The following is a 17,698-nucleotide window of genomic DNA, read 5'->3' on the forward strand; positions in this document are numbered from 1 at the left end:
GAGGAGCGCACCGTCGAAGCCTGCTGGAAGCGCATCGGAACCCTCCTCGACTGCTTCGACCCCGTCGAATGCGCAAACTACCTCGCAAACAGCGGATATGCTTCAGTCTAAGATGATCATGCTCTAACCGACTGATCCTACTTGAAAACCTACTTTTCCGTCCCATCTTCTCGATCAGTGTTCAACAACTGAAAGGAGGTGGTCTGATGTCTCATTGTCACATGCCGAACGCGGCTGATCTGGTGAGCGCGGCCTCCGCGGAGGCTCGCGCCTAAGGATTACGGCCGCAACCGGCTGACAATGGAGAGGCCGTCCGGGCAACCGGGCGGCCTCTTGTTTCTTGCGGGGCGCCGCGCGTCGTCGACGCGGCGCGGACGGATCAGGCGGTCTCGGCCTCCAGCGCGGCGAGCACCATTCGTTCCCAGGTCTCCACATTGCCCGCGTCGGCCATGATCTGGTCCGGCTCGCGCAACGTCCGCAACACGGACAGGGCGTCGTCGACATAATCTCGCCAGATCTCGTCGACCCGCGGGCCGGCCGAGGGGTCGGCGCCTTCGGCATTGATGCTCACCACCCGCCCGGCAATCACCCGCGCGATCCGCTCGACGATGGACGTGTTCGATACGGGCATTAGTGCAACCTCCTTCGTTTCGCCTTGATAACGGAGGAGGCGGCGGCGGGTTTCCAAGCGTGCGAAGAGAAGTTCAGGCGGCGAGCCTCAGCCGGAGCCGCCATCCCAGCCAGGCGGCAGCCGCCCACAGGGCGAGCACCACCAGCAGGCCCCAGGGCGTGCCCGGCGCCCCGACCGCAGCCTCACGGGCGGTGCTTCGGCCCCGGCGCCTCGTCCGGAGTTACAGCACTTCGAACAGGCCGGCGGCGCCCATGCCGCCGCCGACGCACATCGTCACCACCACCCACTGCACGCCCCGGCGCTTGCCTTCGATCAGCGCATGACCGGTCATCCGCGCACCCGACATGCCGTAGGGGTGGCCGATCGAGATCGAGCCGCCGTTGACGTTGAGCCGATCGTCGGGGATGCCGAGCCGATCCTGGCAGTAGAGCACCTGGACCGCGAACGCCTCGTTCAGTTCCCATAGCCCGATATCGTCGACGCCAAGCCCGAACCGCCCGAGCAGCTTGGGCACGGCGAAGACCGGGCCGATGCCCATCTCGTCCGGATCGGTGCCGGCGACGGCCATGCCGACATAGCGGCCGAGCGGCGTCAGCCCCCGCGCGGCGGCGACCGAGGCTTCCATCAGCACCGAGGCCGACGCGCCGTCCGAAAGCTGCGAGGCGTTGCCGGCGGTGATCGCGCCTTCCGGTCCCATCACGGCGTGCAGCTTCTTCAGATCTTCGATCGTGGTTTGCGGCCGATTGCCCTCGTCCTTGGCGAGGGTGACCTCCTGCATCGAGGTCTCACCGCTTTCCTTGTTGGTGACCTTCATCGTGGCGGTGACTGGGATGATCTCGTCGTCGAACCTGCCGGCCGCCTGCGCCGCGGCGGTGCGCTGCTGCGAGCGGAGCGCATATTCGTCCTGGCGGTCGCGGCTGACGGTGTAGCGCTTGCCGACCACTTCGGCGGTCTGGATCATCGGCATGTAGACGCCATTGTGCATCGACAACAATTCGGGGTCGGAACCGAGCCGCATCTCCGGAGTCTGCACGAGCGAGATCGATTCCACCCCGCCGGCGACCGCGATGTCCATTCGGTCGACGATGATCTGCTTCGCCGCCGTCGCGATCGACATCAGACCCGACGAGCATTGCCGATCGATCGACATGCCCGAGACGGTGACGGGAAGGCCTGCACGCAGCGCGGCGGTGCGGCCGATCGTGGTCTGCACGCCCTGCTGCATCGCCGCTCCGATGATGCAATCGTCGACCTCCGCCGGGTCGATCCTCGCGCGTTCCACGGCCGCCCGGATGGCGTGCGCTGCAAGGGTCGGCGACGGCGTGGCATTGAACGCGCCGCGATAGGCCTTGCCGATCGGCGTCCGGGCGGTCGAAACGATGACGGCTTCGCGAGTGGCCATGGTCAAACTCCTTTGAAAGGCAAAGTGGGCGTGCCCGGTTCGGGCGCAAGCGCGAGCGTTCCGCAGATCAGCGATACGCCGTGATAGAAAGCGACGAGCTGGACGATCTCGAGGATCTGGGAGTCGGAGAAATGCGCGCGCAAGCGGTCGAATTCGGCATCCTCCAGCCGCTTGCGATCGAGCAATGCGTCGGTCGTCGCCAGCAGGACGATCTCGTCGTCGGCCCACAGGCCCGGATCGATGCTCTCGGCTGCGCTGTCCGCGAGCTGCGCTTCGCTGAGGTCTGCGCGGCGTGCGAACAGCGCCGCATGAATTCCCCATTCATAGTCGCACCCGCACCGCGCCGTCGTCCGATCGATAACGACCTCGCGCTGACGGAGCGAAAGCGGGCCCTTGTCGAGCAGCGAGCCGGCGCTGAACTTGGTCCAGGCGCGCTCGGATGTCGCGATGCTCCTGAACAAGGCCAGTGGCGGCACGCCGGGGGGCATGACCTTCGCCATCGCCTCCGCGAACCAATCCGGGAAGGGCGCTTCGAGGGGCTTGATCCTGCTCACACGAAGACCTGCCCGATCCATTCGGCGGTCAGCGCCGGCTTGACCTCGCCTTCGATCTCGACCGTCACTGCGTGGACGAACTGCCACTGGCCCGGCCGTTTCTCCTCGGCTGCGGTGAGGACGAACCGCCCGCGCACCTTCCGCCCCGAGCGGACCGGCGCAATGAAGCGCACCCGCTCGAAGCCGTAATTGACCGCCATCTTGAGGCCGCTTGGCACCAGCATGACCCCGGCCGCCATCTGGCTCAGCAGCGACAGGGTCAGGAAACCGTGGGCGACGGTGCCCCCGAACGGGGTCTTGGCCGCGGCGTCGGGATCGGTGTGGATGAACTGATGGTCGCCGGTAACGTCGGCGAAGGCGTCGATCGCGTTCTGATCGACCGGGATCCAGGGCGAGATGCCGATCTCCTCACCCACCCTCGCCCGGATCTGGTCCATCGTCGCAAGCGGCATATCCGCACTCTCCTCGGCCGCGCCGTTCCGCGGTGGATTGCGTCGTAGAACCGCCGGGAGGGCGGACTCAACCCTTCCGATTCCGCCGCGAAGAAGGCGGCCCGGGGCGACGTTACGGCATGCTGCCATCGGTGCCGCGACTTTTTTTCGTTACAGCGGCAGCGCGACCCCACTCTTCACCTCTTCGATCACCGGATAGCTGCGCGTCTCCCGCACCCCCGGCATCTCGGCGAGATGGGTAAGAAAGGTGCGGTAGCTGGTCATGTCGGGCATTCGCAGCTTGAGAAGGTAATCGAAACCGCCCGCGACCATGTGGCATTCGACGATCTCGGGCCGGCCGCGGACTGCCTCGGCGAATTCGCGAAAGACATCGCCGGTAGTCCGGTCGAGCGTCACTTCGATGAAGATCAGAAGAGGTTGGCCCAGCTTCTCGGGATTGAGCAGGGCGGCATAACCGAGAATGTAGCCGCGCTCGCGCAGCCGCCGCAGACGCTCGAGGCAGGCGGAGGGCGACATGCCGCAGCGCGCGGCGAGCTCATGGTTGGTGATCCGCCCTTCCTGCTGAAGGATGCGGAGGATCTTCTTGTCACTTTCGGACAGCATATTCGTCTTTCGAGCGCCAAACCGAAGGATCTTCGGGTTCTCTCGCGCGCATGGGTCAAATTACGTCAGATTTTCGGCCGCGAACAAGCTATTCCTGCGGCATGCTGACGACTCCGAGCCACCGCGATGCCATTCGCCGCCTTCACCGGGCCGCCGAACCCGAAATCCTGATCCCGCTGTTGCGCGATGCCGCCCTCACGCCCGAGGCACGGCGCCGGGTGGAATCCCGCGCGCTCGGAATCCTCGCCGAGTTGCGGGCGGCGCAATCGTCGGGCTGGGTCAACCAGTTCCTGCAGGAATATCGCCTCAACACCTCCGAGGGGGTTGCCTTGCTGTCGCTCGCCGAGGCGTTCCTGCGCGTCCCCGATCCGGAGACCGCCGATTCGTTGATCGCCGACAAGCTCGGCAACGCCGATTGGCGCGCCCATGCCGGCAAATCGCACTCCAAGCTGGTCAATTCGGCGACATGGGGTCTGGTCATCGGCCGCGCCCTGGTCGGCGAGAGCGAGCAGGCGAGTGCGCTCAAGCGCCTGTTCTCCCGTGCCGGCGAGCCGTTCGTCCGCCAGGCGGTCGGCGCCGCGATGCGGCTGATGGGTGAAATTTTCGTGATGGGCCGGACGATCGAGGAAGCGATCGGCCGCATGGACAAGAAGGAGAATCGGGGCTTCACGGCAAGCTTCGACATGCTCGGCGAATCCGCCCGGACCTTCGAGGATGCCCGGCGCTATTTCGTGTCCTACGACCAGGCGATCCGCGCCGTTGGCAAGGTCGCCGGCCGCGGCCATTCCATCTCGGTCAAATTGTCGGCGCTCCATCCGCGCTACGAAGTCGCCCATTATGAAAGCTCGGTTTCGTCGCTGATCGAGCAGGTCGAGGCGCTGGCCGTGCTCGCCAAGGAATTCGGCATCGCCTTCACCATCGATGCCGAGGAGAGCGAGCGGCTCGAGATGAGCCTCGACATCATCGAGACGGTGGCCGGTCTGCCTTCGCTCAAGGGGTGGGATGGGCTCGGCATGGCGGTGCAGGCCTATGGCAAGCGCTGCCGCCCGGTGCTCGCCTGGGCCGACGCGGTCGGCGCCGCCACCGGCCGCCGCATCGCCGTGCGCCTGGTCAAGGGCGCCTATTGGGACAGCGAAATCAAGCGCACACAGGAGCAGGGTCTGGCCGATTACCCGCTCTTCACCCGCAAGGCCTCGACCGACGTGTCCTATCTCGCCTGCGCGCGCGACATGCTGGCGGCCAAGAACGTCTACCCGGCCTTCGCGACCCACAATGCGCTGACCGTCGCCACCATCCTCGAATGGGCGGGCGAGAGCCGCGACTTCGAATTTCAGCGCCTGCACGGCATGGGCGAGGGACTCTACGAGCAGCTCGTCCGCGAGCAGGGTTATCACACCCGCATCTATGCGCCGGTCGGCGGCCACCGCGATCTGCTCGCCTATCTCGTTCGCCGGCTGCTGGAAAATGGCGCCAATTCGAGCTTCGTCCATCAGCTCGCCGACGAGCGGTTGAGCGATGCCGACATCCTCGCCGATCCGGTCGCCAAGATCGCCGCGGTCGGCGGCAGCCGACATCCCGGCATTCCACTTCCCACCGACCTGTTCCAGCCGACCCGCGGCAACAGCCAGGGCATCGACCTCGCCGATCGCGTCGAGCTCAAGCGCGTTGCGGAGGCCGTGGCGCCTCTCCCCTTCAGGGGAGTCACCGGGAGAGGGGACGTCCCGCAGGGCGGCGCGGCTTCGGACAGACTCCCGCTCTCCCCGACCCTCCCCCCTGAAGGGGAGAGGAAGGCAATCACCTCCGCGGGCGAGAATTGGGCGGACTGCGCAACCGAAGCCAAGGCGCATGTCTCCCGGGCGCTTTCCGCCTTCCCGGCGTGGGATGCTGCCGGGATCGATCATCGTGCCCACTGTCTCGACCGTCTCGCCGATCTGCTCGAGCAGGAGCGCGATGCGTTGATGCGGATCTGCGTGCAGGAGGCGAAGAAGACGATCCCCGATGCGCTCGCCGAAGTGCGCGAGGCGGTGGATTTCTGCCGTTACTACGCACAGCAGGCGCGCACCGGCCTGCAGCCGATCGAGCTGCCCGGGCCGACCGGCGAAAAGAACGTGCTGCGCATGAAGGGCCGGGGCGTCTGGGTGTGCATCGCACCGTGGAACTTCCCGCTCGCCATCTTCCTCGGCCAGGTCAGCGCAGCGCTCGTCACCGGCAACGCGGTCGTCGCCAAGCCGGCACCGCAGACTCCCGAGATCGCCGCCTTCGCGGTCGGCCTTGCCCACGGCGCCGGCATCCCCGAGGACGTGCTGGTGCTCGCCGCCGGGGGGCCTGACATGGGCGCGGCTCTCGTCGAGGACAGCCGCATCGCGGGGATCGCCTTCACCGGCTCGACTGCGACGGCGAAGCGCATCGCCCGCTCGCTGCTCGACGACGAGGAACGGCCGATCGTGCCGTTCATCGCCGAGACCGGCGGAATCAACGCGATGATCGTCGATTCCACCGCTCTGCCCGAGCAGGTGGTGGTCGATGTCGTGACCTCGGCCTTCCGCTCGGCCGGCCAGCGCTGCTCGGCGCTGCGCATGCTCCTGCTCCAGGAGGAGATTGCCGAGCGCACGCTCGAAATGCTTGCCGGAGCGATGGACACTTTGGTCATCGGCGATCCCGCCGATCCGCGGACCGACGTCGGCCCGGTGATCGACCAAGGCGCCTACGAACGGCTGATGGGCCACCGCGAGGCGACCCGCGCCCGATGGGTGAAGAGTGTCGAGGTGCCCGGTCAGGGGCTGTTCGTGCCGCCCACTTTGATCAAGGTCGACCGTATCGAGGACGTCCGCAAGGAGTGGTTCGGTCCCTTGCTGCACGTCACCACCTGGAAAGCCGGCCAGCTCGCCGAAACGGTGGAGCGGGTCAACCGCTCCGGCTTCGGCCTCACCATGGGTCTCCACAGCCGCATTGCGCGGGCCGCAGAGACGGTCGAGGATCTCGCGACGGCGGGCAATCTCTACGTCAACCGCTCGATGATCGGCGCAATCGTCGGCTCGCAGCCGTTCGGGGGCGAAGGCCTGTCCGGCACCGGCCCCAAAGCCGGCGGACCCCATTACCTGCCGCGCTTCTGCGCGGAGCGGGTGACCAGCACCGACACGACCAGTGCCGGCGGCAACGCCACCCTGCTCAGCCTGGAGGATGTCGGGCTTTGAGCGGCAAGGTCTTGAACCGCGTCGAAAATATCGTAGATAGGAGCTGCGGACCGGGCCCCTCTGGCGGTCGCCCCTTCAGGCGATCGTGATGTCGGACCGCATCGAGCAAGCTCGATGCTGGTTCAGGTGGCGTTTCCCTCCTCCCATCGCAGCATGCTCGATCGAACGAGTTTTCGATGGGAGTGACGCGATGAATACACCTTCCGCACAATATCGGCCGACGCCCGTCTCCGGCGCGGCTTTCGACGCCGGCCTGCGCCGGCACATGCTGGCCATCTACAACAATATGGGCGTAGGCCTGGTCATCACCGGCCTCGTCGCGTTCGGGATCGCGAGCACGCCGGCGCTGGTTCAGGCGATCTTCGGAACACCGCTCAAGTGGGTAGCGATGTTCGCGCCGCTGGCGTTCGTTTTCTTCCTGTCGTTCCGAATGGAGCGGATGTCGGTCGGCTCGGCGCGCATGGCCTTCTTCGCCTTCGCGGCCGTAATGGGCGTGTCGCTGGCAAGCATCTTCCTCGTCTTCACCGGCGCCAGCATCGCACGGACCTTCTTCATCGCCGCCGGCATGTTCCTCAGCGTCAGTCTGTGGGGCTACACGACCAAGCGCGATCTGACCAAATGGTCGACCTTCCTGTTCATGGGTCTGATCGGCGTCGTCATTGCCAGCCTGGTCAACGTCTTCATCGGCTCGAGCGCACTGCAGATGGCGGTGTCGATTGCCGGCGTGCTGGTCTTCACCGGCCTCACCGCCTGGGACACGCAGCAGGCGAAATCGATGTACGTCGCATATGCCGGGACCCCGCATGCCGAGAAGCTCGGGATCATGGGCGCACTCTCGCTCTACCTGAACTTCGTCAATCTCTTCCAACTGCTGCTGACCTTCTTCGGCCAGCGCGACGAGTAGGGCGATCGTCAGGCGCAGCCGGCTCAGCGCAGCCGGCTGCGCGCGATCGCGATCAGGGAGGCGCCGGTGACGAAAAAGCTTGCGGTCAGCACGACCGCGAAGCCGGCCCTCATCTCCGGCGACGGCCCGAACAGCAGCAGCACGATCGCCGAGACCGGCATTCCGAGCAGCAAGGCCAAAGCGAGCAGCAGATCGCAGGCGCCGGCATAAAGTCCGAGCGGCCGCACTTCGCCGCGAGTCCTGAAGCCGGTGACGAGCAGGATCGCGCCACGCAGCGCCAGCCAGATCGTGACGATCCACACTCCGGGAACGAGCTTGATCGAGGGGTTGGCGAGGAACAGCGCACCGGCGATCGTCGTCGCTGCCGCCGCAGCGCCCGCGCCGGTCCGGCCGGTGCCGGCAAATACAAAGGCTGCTGCGAGTTCGAGCAGCCCCGCCGCAAGCAGCAGCCAGCCGACGAAGGCGCCGGCCGGAAGGCGCGCGACGACGGGGAAGGCAAGCGCGGCAAGCCCGAGCAGCATGATCGCAGCCCCCGCAGTGAGGATGAGAAGCGTTCTTCCTGTATCACCGGCCACGCGGCACCTCCAAGTGAAAGTCCCTCTGTGTATCAGCTGGCAGCCACCGCCTCGATCGCCGGCGGCGCCTTAGTCCCTGCGTGCCTTCTCGTCGGCGGCTGAATAGGGGTGCCGAATCTTCCGTTTCCTCCGCGAACCCTCGTGGGTGAGCAGGACTTCGCGGGTGACTGGCACCTCATGGTTGACCAGAACATCGCGGCGCACAAGTCCGCGGTGGATGCTTCACCCGGGGAAGCGGCCGTGGAAGACGATTTCTTCCAGCGCCCGGCGGTTGCTCGGCGCCTCCCGCGCACGCAATGACTCGGGCAGGGTCGCAGGATCTCCGGGCCTGCCGATCGCGGCCGCCGCTTCGATCCTGAACCGTTCCGGCACGTCAAGGTCGGCCCGCGCGCGATCGAGCTCGATGCCGCTCATCCCATGCGCCTGGTAGCCGAGCTTCGCTGCCTGCAGCGCCAGGCAGGCCCAGGCCGCGCCGGCATCGAAACTGTGGCTGTGGGAGATTTGCGTGCCGCCCCACTCGGTCTCCGTCAGCGTGTCCGACAGCATGAACACCAGGGCGGCGGCGCCCTTCGCCCATGCCTGATTCCACGGAATCAGCAGATCGAGGAAGCGCGGCCAATGCTCGTCGCCACGCCGCGCGTAGAGGAAGCGCCAGGGTTGGGCGTTGAACGCGGACGGCGCCCATCGGGCCGCTTCGAACATCGCCATCAGAGCGTCGTGCGGGATTTCGGCTCCGTCGAATGCCCGCGGCGACCAGCGTTCGAGAAACAGGGGATCGATCGGGAAGGTTGGCTCGCGCTCGATCATCATTCCTCATCGGCCAAGCTTGGACATGCTCCAGGCGGAGCACGCCGAAGAACAAACGGGCTGGTGCGATTCTTTCCGGTTCAGGGGCGTTCGCGAAGGGCGTCGCGTATCTCGCGCAGCACCACCAATTCGTCGGACGGAAGCGGCGGTGCCGGATCGGCTTTCGGCCCGTTCAGCCGCTTCGCCATTCGGACGATCTGGTAGATGATGAAAGCGAGAATCAGGAAGTTGACGACGGCGGTGACGAAGCTGCCGTAGCCGATCACCGCCACCCCGGCGGTCTTGAGCGCCGCATAGCTGGTCGGATCGCCGGTGAAGCCGGCAGGGATCGCGCCGATGCGCAGGAAGTAATTGGAGAAATCGAGGCCGCCGATGATCGCGCCGATCGCCGGCATCAGCAGGTCGTTGGTCAGCGAGGTGACGATCGTTCCGAACGCTGCGCCGATGATCACCGCCACCGCGAGATCGAGCACGTTGCCGCGCGCGATGAAATCCCGAAATCCCGACATTCTTGTCCCTCCGTACGATCTGGTTCCGCGAACCCATCATCGTCGGCAGGAGGCGGACGCGCAACCGCAAGCATGACGCTTGACCACACCCGGGAGAATGGCGCATATTTAACCATATGGTTGAACGACTCGACGCGACCTTCCACGCGCTCGCCGATCCGACGCGGCGGGCAATGCTCGCGGAGCTCGCGCTCGGCGAGCGATCGGTCGGCGCTCTTGCTGAGCCGTTCGCGATGAGCTTTGCGGGCGCATCCAAGCACGTGAAGGTGCTCGAGGCGGCGGGCCTCGTCTCCCGGCGCAAGGCCGGCCGGCTCCAGCTCTGCCGGATCGAGGCGGGGCCGCTCGCGGAAGCCAATGCGTGGCTCGGTCAGTGGGCGCAGCTCTGGAGCGACCGCCTCGACCGCCTCGAGATGCTGATCAACGCTGGAAGGGGTGCCTCATGAGAGTGACTTTGCTGAGCATCATCGTGGGAGACCAGGACCACGCACTGTCCTTCTATCGGGACGTGCTCGGATTCATCGAGAAGGAGAATGTTCCGGCGGGCGGTGCGCGCTGGATCACGCTTGCCTCTCCGCTGGAACCGGACGGCGCCCGCATTTCCCTCGAGCCGAACGCCTTTCCCTTCGTGAAGGACTTTCAGGCCGCTCTGAAGGAGAACGGCATTCCGCTCACCGCCTTTCAGGTCGACGATCTCGATTCGGAATATGCGCGGCTCACTGCCGCCGGGGTGGTCTTCAAGGGACCTGCTACGTCCGGCGATGCGGCGATGCCCAAGATGGCGACGTTCGACGACAGCTGCGGCAATTTCATCATGCTCTACGAAACGCCCAAGGAGGCACGACATGGCTGACTTCGAACAGGTCGCACCCGACACGCTGCGCATGGAACGTGTTCTCGAAGCGCCGGTCGAAACGGTGTGGCAGTGGCCGCGCCCGAGCAGGACGGCGACGTCGAGCTCGTCTTCGATCACGACAACCTCTTCGACGAGGAGGTTCCCTACCCGGAGCGCTATGCGCAGTGGAAAGGCGCCGCCGCCCGCGAGAAGGTCCTCCGCTACGAGCCTCCACACCTGCTCGCCTTCAGCTGGGATGGCGGCGCGGAAGGGGTGGCGACCTTCGAACTGTCCGACCTCGGCGGCCGCACCCGCCTCGTCTTGGTCCACAGCGGCATCTCCGGCCCTGCCGGCATGGCCGATTTCGGCGGTGGCTGGATGGCGCACCTCGCCGTGCTCGAAGCCAGGATTGCGGGCAGGGGGGTCGACGACTTCTGGGCCCTGCACCGGCACCTGGAAAAGACCGTGCAGGCAGCGCTTCGATAGGCGTTCCGGCTTGCTCCTCGACACTCCGAATGCTGTAGGACTCCGTGTCCCGACCAGGAGCCGCGCATGAATCTCGAGAATAGCCGTTCCTATTACGGCCAGACCCTCACCGGCTCCGCGGACCTGCGCACCGATGCCTGCTGCACGACGGAGGCGCCGCCGCCCACCGTCCGGGCGGCGCTCGCCAACGTCCATGAGGAGGTGAAACGGCGCTATTATGGCTGCGGTCTGGTGGTGCCGGACGCGATCCGCGGCCTCTCGGTGCTCGATCTCGGCTCCGGATCGGGCCAGGACGCCTATTTGCTGGCGCAACTCGTCGGTGAGAGCGGCAGGGTCGTCGGGGTGGACGCGACCGCGGAGCAGCTCCAAGTCGCGCGGCGCCATCTCGACTGGCATCGCGAGCGCTTCGGCTATGGCACCTCCAACGTCGCCTTTTTAGAGGGCGACATCGAGCGTCTCGACGAACTGCCGCTCGATGAGGCGAGCTTCGATCTGATCGTGTCGAACTGCGTGATCAACCTGGTCGCCGACAAGGGTGCGGTGTTCCGTGCCGCCCACCGGCTGCTGAAACCGGGCGGTGAGCTCTATTTCTCGGACGTCTATGCCGATCGGCGCGTGCCGCCGGCGCTGCTCGCCGATCCGGTGCTGCACGGCGAGTGCCTCGCCGGCGCGCTCTACTGGGGCGATTTCGTCGCGCTCGCCAAGGCAAGCGGCTTCGGGGATCCGCGGCTCGTCTCTGATCGGCCGCTGGCGATCACCGACCGGGAGATTTCGGCGAAGCTCGACGGCATAAGCTTCTTCTCGGCCACCTACCGCCTGTTCAAGCTCGACGGTCTCGAGCCGCAATGCGAGGATTACGGTCAGGCGGTGCGTTATCGCGGCACCATCGCCGGGGCCGAGCGCAGCGTCACGCTCGACAAGCATCATGTCATCGAGACCGGCCGGATCTTCCCGGTGTGCGGCAACAGCTGGCGGATGATCGCGGAAACCCGCTTCGCCGAGCATTTCGAGTTTTTCGGCGATTTCAGCCGCCATTTCGGCGTGTTCGCGGGGTGCGGAACCGCGTTGCCGTTCGACAGTGCCGATGCGGCTGCCGTTGGCGGAAGCGCTTGCTGCTGAGAAGGCGGTCGGAGCGGAGCGCTCAGCGCTTCAGATAGGATTCGATCAGCCGACCGGCGGATTTGCGCAGGCAGCCCGAGGGGCCCTGAGACCCGAAGATATGATGGGTGCTGTACGCGCCCTCGATCAGCAGGAGCAGGCCGTCGGTCAGCGATTCCGGTTCCTTGGTGTCGATCTGGCGCGCGAGATCGAGGATCCGGTCGCGCACTTCCGACTTGCAGGTCTCGGCGATGCTGCGGCCGGGATTATCCGCCTCGGGGAATTCCACCGCCGTGTTGGTCATCGGACAGCCGCGGAAATCGGGATCGCTGGTCTGCCCGGCATAATGATCGATCAACGCGTATAATCTGCCGAGCGGCTCGGGGCCCGCAGCCTCCAGCTTAGCGTCGATGGTCGTCCGGGATTCGTCGGCATAGGAGGTCAGGCAGGCGGCGACGAGATCGTCCTTTGAGGCATAGCTGCGGTAAAGGCTCGGCTTGGTGACGCCGGCGCTGCAGACGATCTCGTCCACGCCGACCGCGCGGATGCCACGGCGATAGAAGAGCTCGCGCGCCGTATCGAAGATGCGCGCGGCCGCATTCTTGCGCGGTCCGCCGCAGCTCGATCCGCAATCCACCGTCTGATTCTTTGCCACCATCGCAGAATTATTCCCGAACAGGCCTTGACGAAATGTTACTGAACGGTACGTAACACGTAAGGACGTACCGGTCAGTAACATTCTTCGCTCCGGTATGTGGCTGATTTCAGGGAGGAAATCAATGGCTAATCGCAACTTTGCCGAATCGGTCGGCCTTGCGACTCGGTCTGACGTTACGGAATGGGTGGCCGAGTCGCCGCTTTTCGGTCCGATCGAGCGCGAAGTGATCGCGCTCGGCCGCCGTGAGGCCGAGCGCTGGCTTCGCCTGCCGCGGCTGATCGTGGCGCTTCTCGGCCGACTGCTCGATCTGGCCGACGCCAGGCCGCTCGCCAATCCGCAGCTCGAGGCGCTGCGCCGCTTCGCAGTGCGCGTGCGGCTGGCTGACGGCATGCCGCCGCCCGGCGACGTCGAGCGCTTCCTGTCGGCGGGCTTCTCGCCCGTTCAGGTGCGCGCCGTCGCCGCATCCCTTTCCTCCGCACGCTGACGGAGCATCCTTATGTATCTTTCTCCATCCACCGGGCCGGGGGTCGCCACGCCGACCCCGCCGGATGTCCCCGTCGACGATCGCTCCCGCACCTCGGCGCGGCTCCGCATCGGCGTCGCCTTGCTGCTCATCGGCCTGCTCGCTTATGGCGCCTGGACGGTGTTCGGCGCTGACAAGGCGCAAGCCGGCCCGCCGCCGATTCCGACGGTCGGCGCGGCCCGGCCGATCCAGCGCAGCATCGTCGAGTGGGACGATTATTCCGGCCGCTTCGAGGCGAGCCGCTGGGTCGAGATCAAGCCGCGGGTGACCGGCCAACTCCAGGCCGTTCATTTCCGCGACGGCGAGATCGTCCGCCAGGGCCAGCTCCTCTTCACGATCGACGACCGACCGTTCGTCGCCGCGCTCAACGAGGCGCGCGCGCGGGCCAACGCTGCCCGCACGGCGCTTGCACTGGCGCGGGCCGAGTTCGCCCGCGCGAGTGCGCTGGTCGACGAGGAAGCGATCTCGCGTGAGGAGGTCGATACCCGTCGCGCCGCGGTCGCCTCGGCCCAGGCACAGGTCGCCGCGCTCGATGCCGTCGTCCAGCAGCGTGCGCTCGACGTCGATTTCACCCGCATCCGGGCGCCGATCGGCGGCCGCATCTCCGATCGCCGCGTCCACGGCGGCACCCTGATCGCCGCCAACGAGACCTTGCTGACGACGATCAACGCGCTCGATCCGATCCATTTCGTGTTCGACGGATCCGAGGGACTGTACCTCCGCTCGCAGCGCAATCGCGAGGCCGGTTCGGCACCCGCAGTCGAAATCCGACTTCAGGACGAATCCGATTATCGCTGGAAGGGCAGGGTCGACTTCAACGACAACCGCATCGCCGCCGATTCGGGAACGATGCGCAGCCGCGCGATCGTCGCCAATCCGACGCATTTTCTGACCCCGGGAATGTTCGGCAACATGCGGCTCGCGTCCGGTGTGCGCCGCGACGCCCTGCTGGTGCCGGACGCTGCCGTCATGACCGATCAGGCGCGCAAGATCGTGCTCGTCGTCGGCAAGGGCGGCGTGGTCGAAGCGCGGCCGGTGAGCGTCGGCGCCCGCGTCGGCACGCTCCGGACGATCCGTTCCGGCCTGACTCCAGCCGACGTGGTGGTGATCGATGGCGTGCAGATGGCGCAGCCGGGTGCGAAGGTGAACGTGCGCCAGGCCAAGCTCGCCGATGCCGCGCCTACGCCTGCCCCATTGCCCGATCTCGCGCCGCCGCCGTCCCAGGCGACGATCGCAAACTGATCCGTCCGGCCGCGCACTGACGCGCGGCCGGCCCCATTTTCGAAAGACCAGACGATGAGACTGAGCCACGTCTTCATCCAGCGCCCGATCTTTGCCGCCGTCATTGCGGTGTTGATCACCATCGTCGGCGCGTTCGCCTACTTCGGGCTGCCGATCTCCCAATATCCCGACGTCGTCCCACCGACCGTCACGGTCAGCGCCAACTATCCCGGTGCGTCGGCAGAAACCGTCGCCGACACGGTGGCAGCGCCGATCGAGCAGGAGATCAACGGCGTCGACGACATGCTGTATCTGTCCAGCCAGTCGACGGGCGACGGCCGGGTGACGATCACCGTGACGTTCAAGCTCGGCACCGATCTCGATTCGGCGCAGGTGCTTGTGCAGAATCGGGTCGCGCTGGCGCAGCCGCGTCTGCCGGAGGAAGTCCGACGGCAGGGTGTCGTCGTCCGCAAATCCTCGCCCTCGTGGCTGATGGCGGTCAACGTCCTTTCGCCGGACAACTCGCTCGACCGCGCTTATGTCTCGAACTACGTGCTCACCCAGGTCCGTGATCGGCTGACGCGCGTGGACGGCATCGGCGACGTCCAGGTGTTCGGCGCCCGTGATTATGCGATGCGGGTGTGGATCGATCCGGCGCGCGCCTCCGCACTCGGCCTCACCGCCGGCGAGATCGTCGGTGCGCTCCGGGCCCAGAACGTGCAGGTCGCCGCCGGAGCGGTCGGCCAGCCGCCGTTCGATACCGGCTCCGCCTATCAGCTCAACGTCGAGACCCAGGGCCGCTTCACCGCGCCCGACGAATTCGCGCGGATCATCGTCAAACGCAGCGCCGACGGCGCGGTAACCCGTCTTTCGGACGTCGGCCGGGTCGAGCTCGGCGCGGAGGATTATGGGGTCAACGCCTATCTCTCCAACACCGATTCGATCATCCTCGGCATCACCCAGCGTCCGGGCACCAACGCGCTCGCCGCCGCGGAAGGCGTGAAGGCACAGCTGGCGGACGCCGCCAAGGATTTCCCCAAGGGGATGGAATATCGGATCGTCTGGAATCCAACCGAATTCATCAGTGAATCGATCAGCGCGGTCCAGATGACGGTGCTCGAGGCGATCGTTCTCGTCGTCATTGTCATCCTCGTCTTCCTGCAAAGCTGGCGGGCGGCGATCATCCCGGTGATCGCCATTCCGGTCTCGCTGGTCGGCACCTTCGCCGTGCTCGCGGCCTTCGGCTATTCGCTCAACACCCTGTCGATGTTCGGCATGGTGCTGGCGATCGGCATCGTCGTCGACGACGCGATCGTCGTGGTCGAGAATGTCGAACGAAACCTTGAAAAGGGGCTCAGCCCCCGCGAAGCGGCCCATCGCTCGATGGACGAGGTCGCGGTTGCGCTCGTCGCCATCGTACTCGTGCTCTGCGCCGTGTTCGTGCCGACGATGTTCCTCACCGGCATCTCCGGCGAATTCTACCGCCAGTTCGCGGTCAGCATTTCGACGGCGACCCTGATCTCGCTTCTGCTGTCGCTGACCTTGTCGCCGGCACTCGCCGCCTTGCTGCTGAAGCCCAAGACGCACGACCTGGTGGTCACCGGCTGGCGTCGTTATCCGCACATGGCCGGCGAGCGGTTCAACCGCGCCTTCGATCGATTGAGCGGCTGGTACGGCAAGACCACGGCGGCCCTGCTGAGGCGCAGCGGACGCGTGCTCGTCACCTATGGTGTGCTGATTGCCGCGACCGTCGCCCTGTTCTCGATGACGCCGGGCGGTTTCATTCCGGCGCAGGACCAGAATTATGCGCTTGCCGTGGTCCAGCTTCCGCCGGGTTCGTCGATCGAACGCACCGACAAGGTGCTGAAGAAGGTCACCGAGCGCCTGCTCAAGGTGGACGGTATTGCTGAGGCGGTGATGTTCGCCGGCTTCGACGGCGCGTCCAACACGCAGGCGCCGAACGCCGCCGCGGCCTACGTCACCTTCGATCCCTATGGCGATCGCGCCAAGAGGGGCCGCAGCGAGGCCGCGATCCAGGCCGACATGCGTGCCGCTGTCGCCGACATCAACGAAGCGATGGTGCTGGTCATCGGCCCGCCGGTCATCCAAGGGATCGGCAATGGCGGCGGCTATCGGATGATGGTGCAGGCGCGTGAAGGCCAGAGCTACCAGGCGCTGGAAAAGGCCGCGGGCGGGCTGATCGGTGCCGCCAACCAGGCGGAGGGGCTCACGCAGATCTACACCCTGTTCAACACCGCCACGCCCCGAATCTATGCCGACGTCGACCGGGTGAAAGCCGACATGATGGGCGTGCCGCCGTCGCGTGTCTGGGAGGCGCTGCAAGTCTATCTCGGCTCCGCTTACGTCAACGACTTCAACCTGCTCGGCCGCACCTTCCGGGTCACTGCTCAGGCCGAGAACCGGGCGCGCGACGATCTGTCCGACATTGGGCAATTGAAGACGCGTTCTGACTCCGGGCGGATGGTGCCGGTGGGCGCCGTCGCGACGTTCGAGGATCGCACCGGGCCTTATCGCGTCGTACGGTTCAACCTCTTCCGCGCGGTCGAAGTCGATGGCGAGACCGCACCGGGCTACTCGACCGGTCAGTCGATGAAGACGATGGAGCGGCTGGCGCAGGATCTGCCGGCAGGCTTCCGCGGCGAATGGACCGATCTCGCTTTCCAGCAGAAGGCCGCCGGCAATGTCGCCGCGCTCGTTTTCGGACTGGCGGTGGTGTTCGTCTTCCTGGTGCTTGCTGCCCAGTTCGAAAGCCTGATGCTGCCGCTGTCGGTAATCCTGATCGTGCCGATGACGCTGCTGGCCGCGATGGCGGGCGTCAACTTGAGGGGGATGGACAACAACATCCTGACCCAGATCGGCCTCATCGTGCTGATCGGCCTGGCGGCGAAGAACGCGATCCTGATCGTGGAATTCGCGAAGCAGGCCGAGGAGGCCGGGGCAAGCGCGATCGATGCCGCGATCGAGGCGTCGCAGATGCGGCTTCGGCCGATCCTGATGACCAGCTTCGCGTTCATTCTCGGAGTGGTCCCGCTGGTCACCGCAACCGGCGCGGGGGCAGAGCATCGCCAGGCGCTCGGTACCGCCGTCTTCTTCGGCATGATCGGGGTGACCTTCTTCGGCCTCGTCTTCACGCCGACCTTCTATGTCGCCTGCCGCACGCTGCGCGCGCGCCTGCCCTGGCGCCGCCGGCGCCCGGACGCCGCCCCCGTACTGCAGCCGGCCGAATGA

Annotated in this window: 18 protein-coding genes and 1 pseudogene; 10 read left to right on the forward strand and 9 right to left on the reverse strand. The window is 66.2% G+C overall.

Annotation, left to right across the window (positions count from 1 at the left end; translation table 11 throughout):
* Positions 1–111 (forward strand): annotated as a pseudogene (locus tag C7I55_RS28510) (IS630 family transposase); the annotation flags it as partial.
* 268 nt (positions 112–379) lie between these two features.
* Here C7I55_RS28510 and C7I55_RS15515 read toward each other — a convergent pair.
* The 5 genes from C7I55_RS15515 to C7I55_RS15535 all read right to left on the reverse strand — a co-directional run bounded on the left by C7I55_RS15515 (position 380) and on the right by C7I55_RS15535 (position 3,642).
* On the reverse strand, positions 380–631 hold the full coding sequence (locus C7I55_RS15515; protein ID WP_106513931.1) for a hypothetical protein: 252 nt from the start codon (positions 629–631) through the stop codon (positions 380–382).
* 220 nt (positions 632–851) lie between these two features.
* Complete coding sequence (locus C7I55_RS15520) at positions 852–2,033, reverse strand: acetyl-CoA C-acyltransferase (protein WP_106513932.1); 1,182 nt, start codon at positions 2,031–2,033, stop codon at positions 852–854.
* Positions 2,034–2,035: 2 nt separating this feature from the next.
* Positions 2,036–2,587 carry a carboxymuconolactone decarboxylase family protein gene (locus tag C7I55_RS15525; RefSeq protein WP_158266444.1) on the reverse strand — a complete coding sequence of 184 codons (552 nt, stop codon included), beginning with the start codon at positions 2,585–2,587 and terminating at the stop codon, positions 2,036–2,038.
* A complete protein-coding gene (locus tag C7I55_RS15530; protein WP_106513934.1) occupies positions 2,584–3,039 on the reverse strand; it encodes a MaoC family dehydratase in 456 nt (151 codons plus the stop codon). Before C7I55_RS15530 ends, C7I55_RS15525 begins: the two co-directional genes overlap by 4 nt.
* A 150-nt stretch (positions 3,040–3,189) precedes the next feature.
* Positions 3,190–3,642 carry an Lrp/AsnC ligand binding domain-containing protein gene (locus C7I55_RS15535; RefSeq protein ID WP_106513935.1) on the reverse strand — a complete coding sequence of 151 codons (453 nt, stop codon included), beginning with the start codon at positions 3,640–3,642 and terminating at the stop codon, positions 3,190–3,192.
* A gap of 101 nt (positions 3,643–3,743) precedes the next feature.
* Between C7I55_RS15535 and putA the strand changes: the two genes are divergently transcribed.
* Together putA and C7I55_RS15545 are read left to right on the forward strand one after the other, a co-directional pair.
* Positions 3,744–6,836: a bifunctional proline dehydrogenase/L-glutamate gamma-semialdehyde dehydrogenase PutA gene (putA, locus tag C7I55_RS15540; protein ID WP_106513936.1), complete on the forward strand. Its 3,093-nt coding sequence runs from the start codon at positions 3,744–3,746 to the stop codon at positions 6,834–6,836.
* A 190-nt stretch (positions 6,837–7,026) separates the two neighbouring features.
* A complete protein-coding gene (locus C7I55_RS15545) occupies positions 7,027–7,740 on the forward strand; it encodes a Bax inhibitor-1/YccA family protein (RefSeq protein ID WP_106513937.1) in 714 nt (237 codons plus the stop codon).
* A 23-nt stretch (positions 7,741–7,763) separates the two neighbouring features.
* Here the strand turns inward: C7I55_RS15545 and C7I55_RS15550 are convergent, their stop codons facing one another.
* From C7I55_RS15550 to mscL, 3 genes are all read right to left on the reverse strand, one after another.
* Positions 7,764–8,315, reverse strand: coding sequence for a DUF308 domain-containing protein (locus C7I55_RS15550; protein ID WP_146151041.1), 552 nt, complete (start codon positions 8,313–8,315; stop codon positions 7,764–7,766).
* 222 nt (positions 8,316–8,537) lie between these two features.
* Positions 8,538–9,122 carry a nitroreductase family protein gene (locus C7I55_RS15555; protein WP_199192846.1) on the reverse strand — a complete coding sequence of 195 codons (585 nt, stop codon included), beginning with the start codon at positions 9,120–9,122 and terminating at the stop codon, positions 8,538–8,540.
* An 80-nt stretch (positions 9,123–9,202) separates the two neighbouring features.
* On the reverse strand, positions 9,203–9,631 hold the full coding sequence (gene mscL / locus C7I55_RS15560; protein WP_106513940.1) for a large conductance mechanosensitive channel protein MscL: 429 nt from the start codon (positions 9,629–9,631) through the stop codon (positions 9,203–9,205).
* Between the two features lie 116 nt (positions 9,632–9,747).
* On the opposite strand from mscL, the gene C7I55_RS15565 reads away from it, so the two are divergent.
* The 4 genes from C7I55_RS15565 to C7I55_RS15580 all read left to right on the forward strand — a co-directional run bounded on the left by C7I55_RS15565 (position 9,748) and on the right by C7I55_RS15580 (position 12,068).
* A complete protein-coding gene (locus C7I55_RS15565) occupies positions 9,748–10,074 on the forward strand; it encodes an ArsR/SmtB family transcription factor (protein ID WP_106513941.1) in 327 nt (108 codons plus the stop codon).
* Positions 10,071–10,481, forward strand: coding sequence for a VOC family protein (locus C7I55_RS15570; protein ID WP_106513942.1), 411 nt, complete (start codon positions 10,071–10,073; stop codon positions 10,479–10,481). The genes C7I55_RS15565 and C7I55_RS15570 overlap by 4 nt, the downstream gene beginning before the upstream one ends.
* 72 nt (positions 10,482–10,553) lie before the next feature.
* On the forward strand, positions 10,554–10,949 hold the full coding sequence (locus tag C7I55_RS15575) for an SRPBCC domain-containing protein (RefSeq protein WP_199192847.1): 396 nt from the start codon (positions 10,554–10,556) through the stop codon (positions 10,947–10,949).
* A 66-nt stretch (positions 10,950–11,015) separates the two neighbouring features.
* The gene (locus C7I55_RS15580; protein ID WP_106513943.1) at positions 11,016–12,068 is read left to right on the forward strand and encodes a methyltransferase domain-containing protein; all 1,053 of its coding nucleotides are present in this window, start codon (positions 11,016–11,018) and stop codon (positions 12,066–12,068) included.
* A 22-nt stretch (positions 12,069–12,090) separates the two neighbouring features.
* Here C7I55_RS15580 and C7I55_RS15585 read toward each other — a convergent pair whose 3' ends face one another.
* Positions 12,091–12,705, reverse strand: coding sequence for a TetR/AcrR family transcriptional regulator (locus C7I55_RS15585; RefSeq protein WP_106513944.1), 615 nt, complete (start codon positions 12,703–12,705; stop codon positions 12,091–12,093).
* Between the two features lie 121 nt (positions 12,706–12,826).
* Here C7I55_RS15585 and C7I55_RS15590 point away from each other — a divergent pair, with 121 nt between their 5' ends.
* Genes C7I55_RS15590 through C7I55_RS15600 form a run of 3 tightly spaced genes read left to right on the forward strand, consistent with a single transcriptional unit; the run spans position 12,827 to position 17,698 of the window.
* Positions 12,827–13,189: a hypothetical protein gene (locus C7I55_RS15590; protein WP_106513945.1), complete on the forward strand. Its 363-nt coding sequence runs from the start codon at positions 12,827–12,829 to the stop codon at positions 13,187–13,189.
* 12 nt (positions 13,190–13,201) lie between these two features.
* Positions 13,202–14,470 carry an efflux RND transporter periplasmic adaptor subunit gene (locus C7I55_RS15595; protein ID WP_106513946.1) on the forward strand — a complete coding sequence of 423 codons (1,269 nt, stop codon included), beginning with the start codon at positions 13,202–13,204 and terminating at the stop codon, positions 14,468–14,470.
* A gap of 54 nt (positions 14,471–14,524) precedes the next feature.
* Positions 14,525–17,698 carry an efflux RND transporter permease subunit gene (locus tag C7I55_RS15600; protein WP_106513947.1) on the forward strand — a complete coding sequence of 1,058 codons (3,174 nt, stop codon included), beginning with the start codon at positions 14,525–14,527 and terminating at the stop codon, positions 17,696–17,698.

The sequence above is a fragment of the Allosphingosinicella deserti genome, from assembly GCF_003012735.1.
Taxonomy (GTDB): Bacteria; Pseudomonadota; Alphaproteobacteria; order Sphingomonadales; family Sphingomonadaceae; genus Allosphingosinicella; species Allosphingosinicella deserti.

What these genes read in the sequence shown, in the direction of transcription:
- C7I55_RS15535 (WP_106513935.1), bottom strand. Translation starts at nt 3,642, where the DNA reads ATGCTGTCCGAAAGTGACAAGAAGATCCTCCGCATCCTTCAGCAGGAA.
- mscL (WP_106513940.1), bottom strand. Translation starts at nt 9,631, where the DNA reads ATGTCGGGATTTCGGGATTTCATCGCGCGCGGCAACGTGCTCGATCTC.
- C7I55_RS15565 (WP_106513941.1), top strand. Translation starts at nt 9,748, where the DNA reads ATGGTTGAACGACTCGACGCGACCTTCCACGCGCTCGCCGATCCGACG.
- C7I55_RS15585 (WP_106513944.1), bottom strand. Translation starts at nt 12,705, where the DNA reads ATGGTGGCAAAGAATCAGACGGTGGATTGCGGATCGAGCTGCGGCGGA.
- C7I55_RS15600 (WP_106513947.1), top strand. Translation starts at nt 14,525, where the DNA reads ATGAGACTGAGCCACGTCTTCATCCAGCGCCCGATCTTTGCCGCCGTC.
- C7I55_RS15595 (WP_106513946.1), top strand. Translation starts at nt 13,202, where the DNA reads ATGTATCTTTCTCCATCCACCGGGCCGGGGGTCGCCACGCCGACCCCG.
- C7I55_RS15590 (WP_106513945.1), top strand. Translation starts at nt 12,827, where the DNA reads ATGGCTAATCGCAACTTTGCCGAATCGGTCGGCCTTGCGACTCGGTCT.
- putA (WP_106513936.1), top strand. Translation starts at nt 3,744, where the DNA reads ATGCTGACGACTCCGAGCCACCGCGATGCCATTCGCCGCCTTCACCGG.
- C7I55_RS15530 (WP_106513934.1), bottom strand. Translation starts at nt 3,039, where the DNA reads ATGCCGCTTGCGACGATGGACCAGATCCGGGCGAGGGTGGGTGAGGAG.
- C7I55_RS15580 (WP_106513943.1), top strand. Translation starts at nt 11,016, where the DNA reads ATGAATCTCGAGAATAGCCGTTCCTATTACGGCCAGACCCTCACCGGC.
- C7I55_RS15570 (WP_106513942.1), top strand. Translation starts at nt 10,071, where the DNA reads ATGAGAGTGACTTTGCTGAGCATCATCGTGGGAGACCAGGACCACGCA.
- C7I55_RS15545 (WP_106513937.1), top strand. Translation starts at nt 7,027, where the DNA reads ATGAATACACCTTCCGCACAATATCGGCCGACGCCCGTCTCCGGCGCG.
- C7I55_RS15515 (WP_106513931.1), bottom strand. Translation starts at nt 631, where the DNA reads ATGCCCGTATCGAACACGTCCATCGTCGAGCGGATCGCGCGGGTGATT.
- C7I55_RS15520 (WP_106513932.1), bottom strand. Translation starts at nt 2,033, where the DNA reads ATGGCCACTCGCGAAGCCGTCATCGTTTCGACCGCCCGGACGCCGATC.
- C7I55_RS15555 (WP_199192846.1), bottom strand. Translation starts at nt 9,122, where the DNA reads ATGATCGAGCGCGAGCCAACCTTCCCGATCGATCCCCTGTTTCTCGAA.